Origin of the sequence: Streptomyces sp. NPDC051364, from assembly GCF_040682115.1 — a bacterium.
Lineage (GTDB): Bacteria > Actinomycetota > Actinomycetes > Streptomycetales > Streptomycetaceae > Streptomyces.
The window spans coordinates 174,885-187,341 of record NZ_JBFBAH010000012.1; the positions used below are offsets into that span (position 1 = coordinate 174,885).

At 71.4% G+C, this 12,457-nt stretch carries 17 protein-coding genes; 5 read left to right on the top strand and 12 right to left on the bottom strand.

Annotated elements, in window-relative coordinates; all coding sequences use genetic code 11:
• Nucleotides 1-106: 106 nt before the first annotated feature.
• On the bottom strand, nt 107-889 hold the full coding sequence (locus tag AB0M76_RS25065) for a GntR family transcriptional regulator (protein ID WP_266630196.1): 783 nt from the start codon (nt 887-889) through the stop codon (nt 107-109).
• On the bottom strand, nt 886-1,428 hold the full coding sequence (locus tag AB0M76_RS25070; RefSeq protein ID WP_266633610.1) for a GntR family transcriptional regulator: 543 nt from the start codon (nt 1,426-1,428) through the stop codon (nt 886-888). Before AB0M76_RS25070 ends, AB0M76_RS25065 begins: the two co-directional genes overlap by 4 nt.
• 145 nt (nt 1,429-1,573) lie before the next feature.
• Here AB0M76_RS25070 and AB0M76_RS25075 point away from each other — a divergent pair, with 145 nt between their 5' ends.
• On the top strand, nt 1,574-1,963 hold the full coding sequence (locus AB0M76_RS25075; protein WP_365954977.1) for an ATP-binding protein: 390 nt from the start codon (nt 1,574-1,576) through the stop codon (nt 1,961-1,963).
• 247 nt (nt 1,964-2,210) lie between these two features.
• Here the strand turns inward: AB0M76_RS25075 and AB0M76_RS25080 are convergent, their stop codons facing one another.
• Nucleotides 2,211-2,558 (bottom strand): hypothetical protein, encoded by a 348-nt coding sequence (locus AB0M76_RS25080; RefSeq protein WP_365954979.1) that lies wholly within the window; start codon nt 2,556-2,558, stop codon nt 2,211-2,213.
• Between AB0M76_RS25080 and AB0M76_RS25085 the strand changes: the two genes are divergently transcribed.
• Nucleotides 2,557-2,931, top strand: a complete 375-nt coding sequence (locus AB0M76_RS25085) for a hypothetical protein (RefSeq protein ID WP_327363031.1) — start codon at nt 2,557-2,559, stop codon at nt 2,929-2,931. The genes AB0M76_RS25080 and AB0M76_RS25085 overlap by 2 nt on opposite strands.
• A 235-nt stretch (nt 2,932-3,166) precedes the next feature.
• Nucleotides 3,167-4,444 carry a DUF1906 domain-containing protein gene (locus tag AB0M76_RS25090; RefSeq protein ID WP_362635419.1) on the top strand — a complete coding sequence of 426 codons (1,278 nt, stop codon included), beginning with the start codon at nt 3,167-3,169 and terminating at the stop codon, nt 4,442-4,444.
• Here the strand turns inward: AB0M76_RS25090 and AB0M76_RS25095 are convergent.
• The 9 genes from AB0M76_RS25095 to AB0M76_RS25135 all read right to left on the bottom strand — a co-directional run bounded on the left by AB0M76_RS25095 (nt 4,441) and on the right by AB0M76_RS25135 (nt 10,624).
• Entirely contained in the window at nt 4,441-5,115 is a 675-nt protein-coding gene (locus AB0M76_RS25095; protein WP_362635416.1) for a contact-dependent growth inhibition system immunity protein, read from the bottom strand. The genes AB0M76_RS25090 and AB0M76_RS25095 overlap by 4 nt on opposite strands.
• 12 nt (nt 5,116-5,127) lie before the next feature.
• Complete coding sequence (locus AB0M76_RS25100; protein WP_266630207.1) at nt 5,128-5,427, bottom strand: RNase A-like domain-containing protein; 300 nt, start codon at nt 5,425-5,427, stop codon at nt 5,128-5,130.
• 25 nt (nt 5,428-5,452) lie between these two features.
• Nucleotides 5,453-6,031 carry a hypothetical protein gene (locus AB0M76_RS25105; RefSeq protein ID WP_365954981.1) on the bottom strand — a complete coding sequence of 193 codons (579 nt, stop codon included), beginning with the start codon at nt 6,029-6,031 and terminating at the stop codon, nt 5,453-5,455.
• Nucleotides 6,032-6,039: 8 nt separating this feature from the next.
• Entirely contained in the window at nt 6,040-7,743 is a 1,704-nt protein-coding gene (locus tag AB0M76_RS25110; RefSeq protein ID WP_365954982.1) for an RNase A-like domain-containing protein, read from the bottom strand.
• The gene (locus AB0M76_RS25115) at nt 7,743-8,048 is read right to left on the bottom strand and encodes a WXG100 family type VII secretion target (protein ID WP_266630212.1); all 306 of its coding nucleotides are present in this window, start codon (nt 8,046-8,048) and stop codon (nt 7,743-7,745) included. Before AB0M76_RS25115 ends, AB0M76_RS25110 begins: the two co-directional genes overlap by 1 nt.
• Nucleotides 8,049-8,075: 27 nt before the next feature.
• On the bottom strand, nt 8,076-8,516 hold the full coding sequence (locus tag AB0M76_RS25120) for a WXG100 family type VII secretion target (protein WP_266630214.1): 441 nt from the start codon (nt 8,514-8,516) through the stop codon (nt 8,076-8,078).
• Nucleotides 8,517-8,627: 111 nt separating this feature from the next.
• Entirely contained in the window at nt 8,628-9,161 is a 534-nt protein-coding gene (locus tag AB0M76_RS25125) for a pyridoxamine 5'-phosphate oxidase family protein (protein ID WP_266630216.1), read from the bottom strand.
• Between the two features lie 36 nt (nt 9,162-9,197).
• Nucleotides 9,198-9,926, bottom strand: a complete 729-nt coding sequence (locus tag AB0M76_RS25130) for a VWA domain-containing protein (RefSeq protein ID WP_365954983.1) — start codon at nt 9,924-9,926, stop codon at nt 9,198-9,200.
• Between the two features lie 71 nt (nt 9,927-9,997).
• Entirely contained in the window at nt 9,998-10,624 is a 627-nt protein-coding gene (locus AB0M76_RS25135; RefSeq protein ID WP_365954984.1) for a PadR family transcriptional regulator, read from the bottom strand.
• Nucleotides 10,625-10,720: 96 nt separating this feature from the next.
• Between AB0M76_RS25135 and AB0M76_RS25140 the strand changes: the two genes are divergently transcribed.
• Together AB0M76_RS25140 and AB0M76_RS25145 are read left to right on the top strand one after the other, a co-directional pair.
• Nucleotides 10,721-11,446 carry a glucose 1-dehydrogenase gene (locus AB0M76_RS25140; RefSeq protein ID WP_365954985.1) on the top strand — a complete coding sequence of 242 codons (726 nt, stop codon included), beginning with the start codon at nt 10,721-10,723 and terminating at the stop codon, nt 11,444-11,446.
• A gap of 41 nt (nt 11,447-11,487) precedes the next feature.
• Nucleotides 11,488-12,456: an alpha/beta hydrolase gene (locus tag AB0M76_RS25145; protein ID WP_365954987.1), complete on the top strand. Its 969-nt coding sequence runs from the start codon at nt 11,488-11,490 to the stop codon at nt 12,454-12,456.
• Nucleotide 12,457 lies beyond the last annotated feature (1 nt).

A 12,457-nucleotide genomic window follows, 5' to 3' on the forward strand; every position in this document is an offset into this window, starting at 1 on the left:
GCGGGGGAGGACCCCTCATACGGTCCGTACAACGGTGTGCGGCACTCCGACACGGCGCCCGTCATGTCCCCGACCAGGGATGACGGGCGCTGTGGCGTGTGTGGGGTCAGGCCTCGGGCCTGAACTCGTACCGGAGCTCGTAGAGGTGGCCGGCCTTCACCATCACGGTGACTTCGACGGGGCGGTCGCCGTCGCTGTACACCGTGCGGAGGGTGCGCAGGACCGGCAGCTCACCGGGGAGGTGCAGGGCCGCGTACTGCTCCTGCGTCGCCACGCGGGCGGAGATCCGGTCCACGCTGTGGCGCGGCGGGACGCCGAGAGCGGCCAGCAGGGTCGGTGTACCGCCCCGGATCCGGCGCGGCTCGGCAAGGGCCGTGGCGCGCGCGATGTCCAGGGGGTAGTACGAAGTGACCAGCTCGGCCGGTTCGTCGTCGAGGGTGATCAGCTGTCGGCGGCGTACGGCCGACCCGCCGCTGGGCAGGCCGAGGGCCTCGGCCACGTCACCGGTGACCGGCACGTCCTCGACGGACAGCAGGACGCTGCGTACGGACGACCGCCGGTTCGTGGCACTGGTGAGCCAGGGGTACGCCTCCCCGGAGGCCGCCGGAGCGAGGGATTCGGCCGGGCGGACGGTCCGCTGCCGGTTCTCCCGTACCGTCACCGCGGCTCCGGCCCGCCCGACCGCCAGCCCCTCGTCCTTGAGTAGCTGCACCGCCTTCTGGATGGTGGCATTGGAGGCATCGAAGCGGTCCTTCAGCTGCGCGGTCGACGGCAGCTTCGTACCCGCAGCCAGCTCGCCGCTCAGGATCTCCTCGCGGAGATCGGCGGCGATGCGGGCATGGAGCGGTCGCGGGTCGAGTGCGTCGGCTTCGTGGCTGGGCAAGGTCATCCGATCCTGAGCTCGTACCGAAGCTGGTGGCGTCCGGCGGGCATGACCATGATGTCCGCCTGGATGGCCCGGTCGGCAGAGTCGTAGGTGGTGCGGGCGAGTTGCAGAACCGGTTCGGCCGGAGCGAGGCGGAGCTGTGCGCGCTCCTGGTCGTCGGGCATCCGTGCCGTCACGTTCTCGACGACGCGTACACCGACGTGCCCCAGGGCGGCCAGGAGGGTGACGGCGCCGCCGCGGATCTTCGCCGTGCCGGCGAGAGCGGTACCGGCAGCGATGTCCGGGGGATAGTAGGTGTCCGTCAACTCGGTCGCATCGCCGTCGAGTTCGATGATCCTGCGGCGTGTCACGACCGTGCTTCCGGCCGTCAGGCCGAGCATCAGGGCCACGGTGGCGGGGGCTGCCACCTCTCCTGCATGTACGACGCGCTGACCGCCCCGCCGTCCGGCTCCCGAAACCTCGTCCGTCCAGGCGTCCGTTGCGCCGGCCGGGCGGGCGGTCAGATACGGCATCGACCTACTGGTCCACTCGCTGCCGCTCACAATGCCTCCCATGCCTGAAGTCCGCTCCGTCGCCTCCACGTTATGCGACGACGCCCGGCGCACCCACCTCTCTAACCTTGCTGCTTTTCGCGAAAAGCGATACGTTCCGTGGTGTCTTGGAAGCTCACAGTGAGGCGGTGGGTCCGTGCCTTCTTTTCGGGAGCAGCGATTTCCCCGGGCTCGCGTCTCGGCGCGTGCGGTCCGGCAGTTCGTCGGCGACACGCTTGCCGGGTGGGGCGTGTCCGAGCGGCGGGACGACATACGCCTGTGCGCCTCCGAACTGGCAGCGAACGCCGTGCTGCACGGCGCCCCACCAGGGCGTGAGTTCTCGGTGAGGCTGACCCGGGAGCAGGAGGGGCTGTGGATCGAGGTGCGTGACAGCGGCCCGGGTCGCCCGGCGCTACGGCATCCCGGCTCGGAGGCGGAAGGGGGGCGTGGTCTGTGGCTGGTCGGTGCGCTCGCTGACGAGCTGGAGGTCCGCGAGGAGGTGGTGGGCAAGACGGTCAGGGCCGGCTTCAGGTCGGCGCGCGTCTGACGGGGGTGCCGCAGCGCCCGTCATGGCTCCTTCTGGACGACGTGCTCGCGCCGCTCGGCCGCTGGCGGCCTCCCGGGCTTCGCCCGGCTGCGCCGGCCTCCGGCCGTCGGTGCGGACTCCGCGCCCCAGCAAGACCCCTCCCTGCGGGGAGGACCCCTCATACGGTCTGTACAACGGTGTGCGGCACTCCGACACGGCGCCCGTCATGTCCCCGACCAGGGATGACGGGCGCTGTGGCGTGTGTGGGTCATTCGGGCTGGACGACCGTGGCGCCCCAGCGGGTGGACGGGGTCGAGGCCGTCACCCAGGTGCCGAAGCCGCCCTGGAGGCCGGTGCCGAGGGGGACGGTGACGAGGGCCGGGTCGGTCTCGGGGCAGTCGACCGTGAAGGGGGCCGGGTCGCGGTCCGGGTGGTTGTCGAGGTGGAAGGCCACCTCGATGCTGCCGCCGCCCGCGCAGCCGAAGGTGATGAAGGTGTCCAGTCGGGAAGAGAGGCCGCCCGAGACGAAGCCGCTGGAGCCCGTCTGCCCGGGTATCCAGATCAGCCCGTCGGGGCCCGGGTGGCCGACCGACGTCGCGCTCAGCTCCCTCGTCATGGCGCCGGTCGGCGGCGGCGAGGAGTCCGGTGCGCCGAAGGGCGGCTGGAACGGAAACCACGTCCAGCTGAAGGGTTCCGGAGACGGCACCTACCTGAGGGTGGGGGTCCTCAAACCCGGAGTCTGGGTCGTGTCCGATCCCGGTGCGGTGCTCGACCCCTCCGGCAGGGAGGTCCGCGGTGCCCAGGGCTGCGCGGATCCCAAGAAGGACGCCTTCGACTGCTTCGCCACGTCGAACCTCCACATAGAGGTCGACTACCAGCCCGCCGACCGCTACTGGACCTTCCAGTGGATCGAGACCGGGATCTTCCTCGCGCTCTCCGCGCTGCTGGCCGGGTTCTGCTCCTGGTGGCTGCGCCGTCGGACGGCCTGACCGGGACGAGGAGAAAAGGGGCGGCCGAAGCCAACGCAACTGGCTTCGGCCGCCCCTCGACCCTACTCGCCGGCGGCAGCGGGCCCGGCGCCCGTGGTGACGGGCCCGAGCCCGCTTCACTCGTGCAGGTGACGCGCGCCGACGGGCCCGGTCGGGCCGGACTGGGCCGGACGGGCCAACTGCGCTCGAAGCGCGCACAGTTCACGGGGGCCGGAGTCTGGTAACCATCTGGATCATGGCTCCCATCCGAACCCTGCTGAGCGGCTTGCTCGGCGCCGCCCTGCTGATTCCCGTCCAGCCCTGCGCCGCGGACGACGGCCGGATCGTCGAGTACCACGGGCTGCGGCTCACCGTCCCCGGGCAATGGCGGGTCGTCGACCTCGAGCGGAATCCCGACGCCTGTCTGCGGCTGGACCTGCCGACCCTGTACCTCGGGCACGCCGGCACCCAGGGCGAATGCACCGGCCGCGCCGTTCGGAGCCGCGCCGACACCCTGCACCTGGAGCCGCTCGACGGGGCCCCGGCGCGGGCCGACATCCCGACCCTGCGGGTCGAGGGGGCCGGCGGGATCCCCGAGGCGGAGGGGGACAGCCACGAGGTGCGGTACGCCCTGCGGCGGTCCGGGGTGATGGCCACCCTCTCGTACGGGGAAGCGCCCGACGCCGTACGAGAGCTGCTCGCGCGGGCCCGTACCGAGGACGCCGCCGCCCCCGGGGCCCACGGCGCCCCGGCCGAACCGGCTTCGGCCGTCGCCGGCCCGAAGGCCGTCACCGCCCAGGCGCCCTTCACCGGAGCCGGCTTCGACGCCTGCACCGCCCCGACCCAGCGCGCCATGGACGGCTGGCGCTCCGCATCCCCCTTCGGGGCGATCGGCATCTACATCGGCGGCCGGGCCCGGGCCTGCGCCCAGCCGCAGCTCACCGCCGGCTGGGTCCGCAAGCAGGCCGAGGCGGGCTGGCACCTGATGCCGCTCTGGGTCGGCCCGCAACCCTGGTACGGCTCCGGCACCGGCCTGTCCACCGACCCCTCCGAGGCGAACCAGGAGGGCATCGAGGCCGCCGAGGGCGCCGTCCAGGCCGCCCGGGCGCTGGGTCTGGCCGACGGCACGGTGCTCTACAGCGACCTCGAGAACTACACGGACCGCGCCACCTGGGACCCGCCGGTGGTCGCGTACCTCACCGCCTGGACGGTCCGGCTGCACGAGCTCGGCTACCGCGCCGGCTCCTACGTCGCGGCGAGCTCCGGGGCCAAGGCGCTCAGCGTCCACCACGACCAGGCCCCGTGGGCCATGCCCGACGTGCTGTGGATCGCCTCCTGGAACGCCAAGGCCTCGGTCTCCGACGCCGATGTCGGCCTGCCCGCCGGTACGCACCAGTGGGCCGGTCGCCGCCGCGCCCACCAGTACCGCGGCGACCACGACGACACGTACGACGGGGTGACGATCAACATCGACCGCAGCTGGATCGACATCGACCCGTCCACCCTCGCCGTGGTCCGCGGGCCGGAGGTCTAGACGTACTCGGCGCGCGGTCCCGCCAGTCCCCGGGCCACGACGGTCAGCCAGGCGCTCGGCGCGTAGGGGGCCGGCGGATCGACCTCCATGCCCAGCTCGGCGATGCCGACCGCGTAGTCGACCTCCTCAAGGCCGAGGGCGAGCAGTTCGTGCACCTCACCGACGAGGCGCGCCACGACGGCCGGGTCTGCCGAGTCGGCGTAGTCGCGTACGGCGGCGTCGTGGTCGTCGAACTCGTCGGGCATGTCCTGCGAGAACCAGCCGCCCAGGAACTGGCCGAGCTCGGGGAAGCGGGCGTGCCACTCCCAGTGCGTCTCGGGCACCGCCACCGGTGGTGGGACCCGCCCCTCCTCGACGCTCCGCCTGATGTGGTCGGCGAGCAGCAGCAGCCACTGCCGGATCTCGGCCTCGGGGAGGCCGATGTCCGGGACCGGGTAGAACTCGCCGAGGCGGCGGCGCAGTCGGCCGGGCGGATTCTCGGCGTAGGTGCGCAGCTGCTGCTCGGCGACGGACAGGGCCCAGGGCCGGGTGTGCCAGGTGTGGCGCAGGTAGGAGGTGAGGGCCTGACCGGGCCGGTCGGGGGTGTCGTCGGCGGCCAGGCCGGCGTACGCGCTCATCACCTGGTCGAGCTCGCCGTAGCTGCGGTCGAACTCCAAGGGCTTCATGGACATGGGCCTGTGCCTCTACAGGTAGATCGGGAAGGTGCCGTGCACGACGAAGCCGAGCGGACTCTCCGGCTCCCGCCGGAGCACCACCCGCGCGGCCCGCACGTCCACGGCCCCGCGCCCGGCGAGCGCCATGGCCTGGATCAGGACGCGGCCGACCGGCTCCTCGCGCGACGGCCAGGCGGCTTCGACGGTCAGGCGGGGTCGGGTGCCCTGGGCGAGCCAGCGGTGGATGGCCTGCTCGTTGCGAGTGACGACCTGCTGGGTGGCCCACTGGGCGGTTTCCCGGTCGGGGTACGTGGCGGATCTGGTGAGCATGTGGTCTTCCCGGTTCGGGGGCGGATCAGGTGTTCTGGAAGTTCCAGAACACCGCGACTTCGTGGTCGTTCACGGCGATCAGCCCGGCGTCCCAGTCGTACTGGCTGAAGGAGTCGTAACTCCGGGAGGATTGCTTGTAGAAATCGGGACGGTCGCCCTTCCAGCCGAGGTTGGTGTAGAAGCGGGTGCCGTCCGGGAAGCGTGAAAGGAGCACGTCGGCCCGGCGTTCCCGTTCCGGCCTGCGCTCCTCCCAGCCCGGTGACAGGGAGAGATCCGCGCGGGGTGCGGACGCGAGCAGGACGAGCAGCGACCGCACCGAGGATCGGGGGAGCTCGCTCACCCTTGGCCGGTAGCGTGCGGCGTCCGCAGAGGTGGAGGGTGTCTCCAGCCACGGGAACAGCGGGTCTTCCCTGCGCTCGTCTTCTCCCTCGTAGGGGTCGATGGATTCCCAGCCCCGTGGGTCCCGGGTCCCCAGGCGCATGATCGCCCCGACGTCGATCCACCACTCGTCGTGTTCGCGCGGTGCGACGCCGACGAAAGTGCAGAGCCACTGGTACAGCTTGAGCGCGTCCGCCCAGGTTTCCGAGGTCAGGGGTTCCATCATCCGTTCCACTACTCAGGCGCCGACGTGTAGACGACGAACGGCGGGTTGAGGTTGGGGTCGTACCTGAGTTTCGTTGTCACGCCGTGCGTGTTCGCGGCGGGCAGTATCTTCTCGTCCACCACCTGCACGGACCGTCCGGTCACTGCGGGACCAATGAGCGGGCCTTCGATCGGGATCGAGGGGACCTTGACGACCAGGTCCTTCTTGGCAGGCGGTGGGTTCTTGAGCCAGTCCTGGATCTCCGGGGTGTTGTTTCGGATGTTGTACTGAGTGTATTTCTGCGCCGAATCCAGGTCCGCGAAGGTCGAGGAGGAGAGGATGTCGAACTTTCCGTTCGCACGCTGCTCGTCCTTGATCCGCTGCACGAGCTGCTCATCCGTCTTGCCGACGTGCTTGTCGATGGTGTGGGCGCCGTTCAGTCCCTCGTTCGTCGCCAGGTCCAGCGAGTACATGTACGGGAACGGGCTCTCCCCGCCGATCTGCCAGCTGTGTTCCTTCTTGAACTCGTTGAGCGAGCGGGCGCCGAAGCTCTGGGCCCGGGCGATCTCCGTCTGGTAGGTCGGGGCGCTCGTGATCGCGATCTCGAGTTCCGGGAGGAGCGCTCTGAGCTTGCCCGCCGCCTCGGTGAATTCCTCGTGGTAGGTCTCGACGACGGCGTTACACCCCGCCTTGTCCATGTGGGACCGGAAGGAGAGCACGATCCGGCCGACCACCCCGCCGACCGCCATCTTGGTCAGGTTCGACAGGCTCAGGTCGGTCATGTCCGAGGCCGTGGCCTTCGCCGCGTTGATGCCGGCCTGGCTGGTGAACTTCCTGGTCTTCTCACCGACGTCGGAGACGTGTTCCAGCAGGCCCGCGACCTCGTCCGCGGTCTTCTTCAGGACGTCGACGATGGGACGCCGCCCGGACGGCGGGAGGTCCTTGGTGGTGCGCCACTGGCGGCCCGTCTGGCTCCGGTTCCCTTCCGTGTCCAGCTGCCTGCCCCACGCCGTGGTGCCCCAGATGGTCTGGCCGAAGGTTCGCATGGCCGTCTGCCACTCGCCCTTGTCCTTCGGGTCGGTGATCCCGGCGATGGCGGTGTTGAACTCGTCCGAGGCCTTCTCGGCCTCGGAGCCGAGCTTCTTCCAGGCCTTGGCCATGTCCCGGACATCGTCGTCCTTGATGCCCGGGGTGATCTCGTGGACCTTGCCGAGGCGGAGGCCGTGCTCGATGGCGGGCCGGATGACGTCCGCGAGGAAGTCGGGGAACTCGCCGATGACCCCGGAGATCCACCAGGAGTCGACGTCCTCGCCAGTGCCTGTCCATTTGATGGGGTTGACGGGTCCGTAGCGCGGAGGCTGGTTGATGACCACCGGCTCCGGCTGCTGCGCAGGCTGCGCCCCTTTGCGGCCGCCGGCCTCCCATTCGGCCAGTACGTAGTGGTTGGCGGTGTGGTTCAGGCCGACCGAGGCTCCGCCGGCACTGACCACGCTGCGGCCCCATGCTTCGAGGAACTTCGCGGTCACCTTCATGTAGGCGTCCGCGAACGCGTCCGCGCCCCGGCCGGTCCCGGCGGACTGGTTGTACTTGTTCAGCACGTCGACGAGGACGAACGCCCGCTCGGAATGGGCGAACTGGGCTTCCTTCACCAGGTCGGCCGCATGCTGGACGTGCACCGGCTGGACGTCGAAGCCCCCGTTCGCAGCCGGGGAGGGCGGCGTCGGGCCTGCCATCAGGCGGCCCCCCAGCCGCGCAGCACGGCCCGGTGCGCGGCAGCGTAGGTGAGGTGGCCGTTCACCACGATGTCGTGCAGCCAGGCCTGGGTGGCCTCCAGGTCCTGTGCGGACCGGTCCCACTTGTCGAGCTGGTCGACGAAAGTCCGGCGGGCCTCGCCGTCCCAGGTGAGCACAGCCTTCTCGACGCGCCGGTACAGCAGGTCCAGCTGCTCGTTGAGTGTCTTGAGGATCTCCTCGAGATCCCCGGCCGCGCCCTGCAGCGTGGCGAAATCGACCGATATATGGCCGTCGTTCGGCGACATGAATCCCCCTGGTGCCTCTGGTTCTGCTTACAGATCCGCGATGCGGCTGCGCGGGCCCGACGGCGGCACGGCCGCGGCGTTGGGCGTGGACAGCTCGTCGGTCTGCGCCTGGATGTCCGCGTGCGACTGGAGTCGTCTGAAGCCGTCCAGGATTTCGAGCTCCTGTGCCGAGAACCCGTCCTTGCTCAGCCGGATCGCCTTGGCTAAGAGCTTCATCGTCTGCCGGATGTGGACGGCGTCCTCGGCGGCGGCCCGGTGCTTGGCCCGGTACGCCTCCGAGGCCGGTCCGCGCCATCGGGCCTCGATGGCGTCCACGATCCCGTCCATGCGCAGGAGCTGCTTCTTCAGTACTTCCTGCATCGCGTCGAGGTCGTCGGCGAGCTTCTTGAGCGTGTCGCCGTTGACCGCGAGATCTGCTGCGGCGCCGGCCGCGCCGGTCGAACTCGCCGCATCAGGACCTGCGTTCACGGTGTCCCCTCCCCTGCGTGTGCCGTCAAGAGGTCGTCCGGCCGACCGTAGCAAATGCCAAGAACGGTCGAACTCCCGCAGTCCCAGCAGTCGTTACGGCCGGCCGGACCGTCAGCCGGTCGGGGTGCCCGGGGTTTCCGCGGGCGGGTCCTCGCGCGGCGGCTCGTCGTCGTTGCCCCGGCGGATGGTGCGCAGACCGTGCCCCGGGGTCCACGAGCGCACCACCAGGTCGTCGCCCTCGACGCCGATGTGCACCACCTCCGTCAGGTCCGCGTGGAAGAGGTGGAACGGGTGCGGGGTGTCCGTCTCCTCCGCGTACCGGTGCAGCTCGGGCGGGTCCACGAGCTCGATCGCGCGCCCGGAGATCCGCACGTCCCCGTCCGGCATCGTCTCGCCCTCGCCGGGATTGGTGTGCAGCGCGAAGCGCGGGTCGTGCTGCAGGTCCTTGGCCTTCATCGAGCCCGGCATCATGCCGAGCCACAGCTCGCCACCGCGGATGTCGACATTCAGCCCGGCCAGCCGCGGGGAGCCGTCCCTGCGGAGCGTGCCGAGGACGTGGTGCGGGTACTGCGCGAAGCGTGCCTGGACGGCCGCCGCGAATTCCGGTTCCTGTTTCTCGAACACAGCCCAGTTGTTCGTCGTCATACGTCCATCAAAGCGCCTGGCACCGACAGCCGCCGCTCAGGCGCGCAGGATGCCCGCCGCGCGGGCGGACGCCAGCCAGGACGGGAACTCCATGACCAGCCGGTCGAACAGCACTGAGTCCGGCACCGCGCGCGGATCCGGCCCCGCGTGGAAATAGCCCGCATTGTCCACCACCCGCCGGGCCGGCACGGGCAGTTCGTCCAGCCGGCGCAGGAAGTCGAACTGCGTGCTGCGCGTCTGGCCGAAGCCGACGAACTGCCAGAACAGCGGGAGCCGGGCCGCCTTGCACAGGTACCTCTCCGCCGCCAACCTGTTGATCGGGCCGCCGTCCGTCTGGAAGACGACCAGAGCGGGTTTCGCCGACCCCGAATCCAGATAGTGGTCGATCACCGCGTCCATCGCCGCGTGGTACGCCGTCTTGCCCATGTGGCCCAGGCGGGAGGCGATCTCCGCGATCCGGCCCCGGTGCCCGGCGAGCGGGATCTCCTCCACCGCGTCGACATCGGTGGAGAAGAACACCACCGGCACGCGGCCGTCGTCGTCGAGGTGCGCGGACAGGCCCAGCACCCGGTCGGCGAGCGCCTGCACGGTGCCGTCCTGGTAGTACGGGCGCATCGACCCCGAGTAGTCCAGGACCAGGTACACCGAGGCGCGCCCGCCCTCCAGGCCGTGCTTGCGCAGCGAGACCCCTGCGCTCTTGTAGAGGCTCACGAGCGCCGGAGCGGTCGCTTCCATCTTGCGGAGGTCGATCGCGCTGCCCGTCATGGGGCCGAGGTTATGTCAGCCCGTGGCGGCGCAACCCCGGCGTGCGGCAGCGGGCCACGGCGCACCCGCGGCTACGCGCGCTCGTCGGCCGGCGCCGGGAGGTCGCCGCGTTCCGGCGCCGCGAGGCTGCCGGGCTCCAGCGCCGCGAGGTCGTCGAGCATGGCGGCCGCGAGGTCCCGCTCGGAGGCGTGGTAGCGCTCGGCCCACTTGAGGGTGAGGGCCGGGTAGGCCCAGGCGGGCTCGTCCTTCGCGCTCTCCCCGTCGGCCACCGCGCGCAGCCGCATCTGCTCCGCGAACTCCTGGTGATGGAGCAGGACCTCGCGCATCTGTCCGGGCTCCAGCAGGTGGCCCAGCCACAGCCGCAGCATCGGCCCGTGCTTGAGGACGGGCGGGTCGACCGGGGTCTCGCGGGCCCATGCCCGCACGGCCGCCATGCCCTCGGCGGTGATCCGGTACACCCGCTTGTCGCGGGTGCCGGTCTCCTGGGCGACCAGTCGGGAGGAGGCGTAGCCGGCCTTCTCCAGGCGCTTGAGCTCGCCGTAGATCTGGCTGAAGGAGGGGCTCCAGTAGAAGAAGCGCAGCGAGCGGTCCGACCACTTCTTCAGGTCGTAGCCGGAGAGCTCCTGTCCGAAGGAGAGCAGCCCGAGCACCGCCCAACTGGTCGCGGGGAGCGGGTGCTTGTTCGTCTCGTCTGCCACGCACCGCAGTGTACGACCGGTCTCCGCGGCACCCCTTCCTCCCTTCGGATATGACTGCTAGAAGTATTCCTATTAGGGATATGGGAGGGCTGACGGGTGATCTCGCTGGACGGGAAGGTCGTCGTCGTCACGGGCGCCGGACGGGGGCAGGGCGCGGCGGAGGCCCGGCTGTGCGCGGAGGCCGGCGCGCGAGTGGTCGTCACGGACGTACGGGAGGAGGAGGGCCGGGCGGTCGCGTCCTTGCTGGGGGACCACGGGCTGTACGTACGGCACGACGTGGCCGAGGCGGACAGCTGGGCAGAGGTCGTACGGGAGGCCGTGCGGGCCTTCGGCACGCTCTCGGCGCTGGTCAACAACGCGGCGGTGTGGCGCACGGCCCACGTGGAGCGGCAGCGGCCCGAGGAGTTCGAGGCGCTGCTGCGGGTGAACCTGCTGGGGCCGTTCCTGGGGATCCAGGCGGTGGCGCCGGTGCTGCGGGCGGCCGGGGGCGGCTCGATCGTGAACATCTCCTCGACGGCCGGGCTGGTCGGGATCCCGGGCCACGCGGCTTACGGGGCGAGCAAGTTCGGGCTGCGCGGGCTGACCCGGTCGGCGGCGCTGGACCTGGCGGGGGACCGGATCCGGGTCAACTCGGTGCATCCGGGGGCGATCGACACGCCGATGATCTCCGCGGTGTCCGGGCAGGACTGGTCGCACGTGCCGCTGGGGCGGATGGGGCGGCCGGAGGAGGTGGGGGAGCTGGTGCTGTTCCTCTGCTCGGACGCGTCCTCGTACGTGACGGGCACGGAGTTCGCGGTGGACGGGGGGATGACGGCGCGATGAGCGGAGGCGTGGTGGGCGGCGGCGTGACGAGAGGTGGCGCCATGGGCAGCGGTGTGACGAGCAGCGGTGCGACGGGCGAGGGCGCGGCGGGCGGCGGTACGCCGGGCGAGGGCGCGGCGGGCGGCGGTACGGCGGGCGACTCCCTTTCCCCCGCGGCCCGGGCGCTGTGCGAGGCGATGGCGGCGGCGTTCCCGGGGCCGGGGGACGTGACGGCCCTGCGGGCGGCGGCCGTGGGCGGCCGGTCGACGGGCCCGGAAGTGGCCTCGGTGCGGGACGGCGACGCCTCGGGTGTCCCGGTCCGCGTCTACGACCCCGCGCCGGGCTCGGCGGGCCGCCCCCTGGTGGTCTGGTTCCACGGCGGCGGCTGGGTGATGTGCGGGCTCGACACGCACGACGCGGTGTGCCGGTCGCTGGCCGCGGGCTCGGGCGCGGTGGTGGTCTCGGCCGACTACCGCCTCGCCCCGGAACACCCCTGGCCGGCGGCGCCGGACGACGCGCTGACGGTACTGCTGTGGGCGAGGGCGCAGGCGGTCGCGCTGGGCTGCGAGCCGGGCCGGGTGGTGGTGGCGGGGGACTCCAGCGGGGGCAACCTGGCGGCGGTGACCGCACTGCGGGCGCCCGAGCTGGTGGCGGGCCAGCTGCTGGTCTATCCGCCGCTGGACGCGGAGATGGCGTCGGCGTCGGTGTCGCCGTACGGGGAAGGGCACTTCCACACCGCGGCCCATATGGCCTGGTACTGGGAGGAGTACGGCGGCGACCCCGCGCATCCGCACGTCTCGCCGCTGCGGGCCCGCGACCTGTCGGGACTCCCGCGCACGCTGCTGGTACTGGCCGACTGCGACCTGCTGCGGGACGAGGGCCTGGCGTACGCGCGCCGGCTGGGCGCGGCGGGGGTGGACTGCGCGGTCCACCTGTACCCGGGGGTCTTCCACGGATTCCTGGGCCTGCCGTTGCCGGCCGGCGGCGGGGCACTGGCGTCGGCCGCGGCCTGGCTGGGGGCAACGAGTTAGG

Bases quoted from the DNA above. Each gene is read 5' to 3' on its own strand.
- AB0M76_RS25090 (WP_362635419.1), top strand. From the start codon at position 3,167: ATGGCTCCCATCCGAACCCTGCTGAGCGGCTTGCTCGGCGCCGCCCTG.
- AB0M76_RS25080 (WP_365954979.1), bottom strand. From the start codon at position 2,558: ATGACGAGGGAGCTGAGCGCGACGTCGGTCGGCCACCCGGGCCCCGAC.
- AB0M76_RS25110 (WP_365954982.1), bottom strand. From the start codon at position 7,743: ATGGCAGGCCCGACGCCGCCCTCCCCGGCTGCGAACGGGGGCTTCGAC.
- AB0M76_RS25105 (WP_365954981.1), bottom strand. From the start codon at position 6,031: ATGATGGAACCCCTGACCTCGGAAACCTGGGCGGACGCGCTCAAGCTG.
- AB0M76_RS25085 (WP_327363031.1), top strand. From the start codon at position 2,557: ATGGCGCCGGTCGGCGGCGGCGAGGAGTCCGGTGCGCCGAAGGGCGGC.
- AB0M76_RS25125 (WP_266630216.1), bottom strand. From the start codon at position 9,161: ATGACGACGAACAACTGGGCTGTGTTCGAGAAACAGGAACCGGAATTC.
- AB0M76_RS25095 (WP_362635416.1), bottom strand. From the start codon at position 5,115: ATGTCCATGAAGCCCTTGGAGTTCGACCGCAGCTACGGCGAGCTCGAC.
- AB0M76_RS25115 (WP_266630212.1), bottom strand. From the start codon at position 8,048: ATGTCGCCGAACGACGGCCATATATCGGTCGATTTCGCCACGCTGCAG.
- AB0M76_RS25145 (WP_365954987.1), top strand. From the start codon at position 11,488: ATGGGCAGCGGTGTGACGAGCAGCGGTGCGACGGGCGAGGGCGCGGCG.
- AB0M76_RS25065 (WP_266630196.1), bottom strand. From the start codon at position 889: ATGACCTTGCCCAGCCACGAAGCCGACGCACTCGACCCGCGACCGCTC.
- AB0M76_RS25100 (WP_266630207.1), bottom strand. From the start codon at position 5,427: ATGCTCACCAGATCCGCCACGTACCCCGACCGGGAAACCGCCCAGTGG.
- AB0M76_RS25130 (WP_365954983.1), bottom strand. From the start codon at position 9,926: ATGACGGGCAGCGCGATCGACCTCCGCAAGATGGAAGCGACCGCTCCG.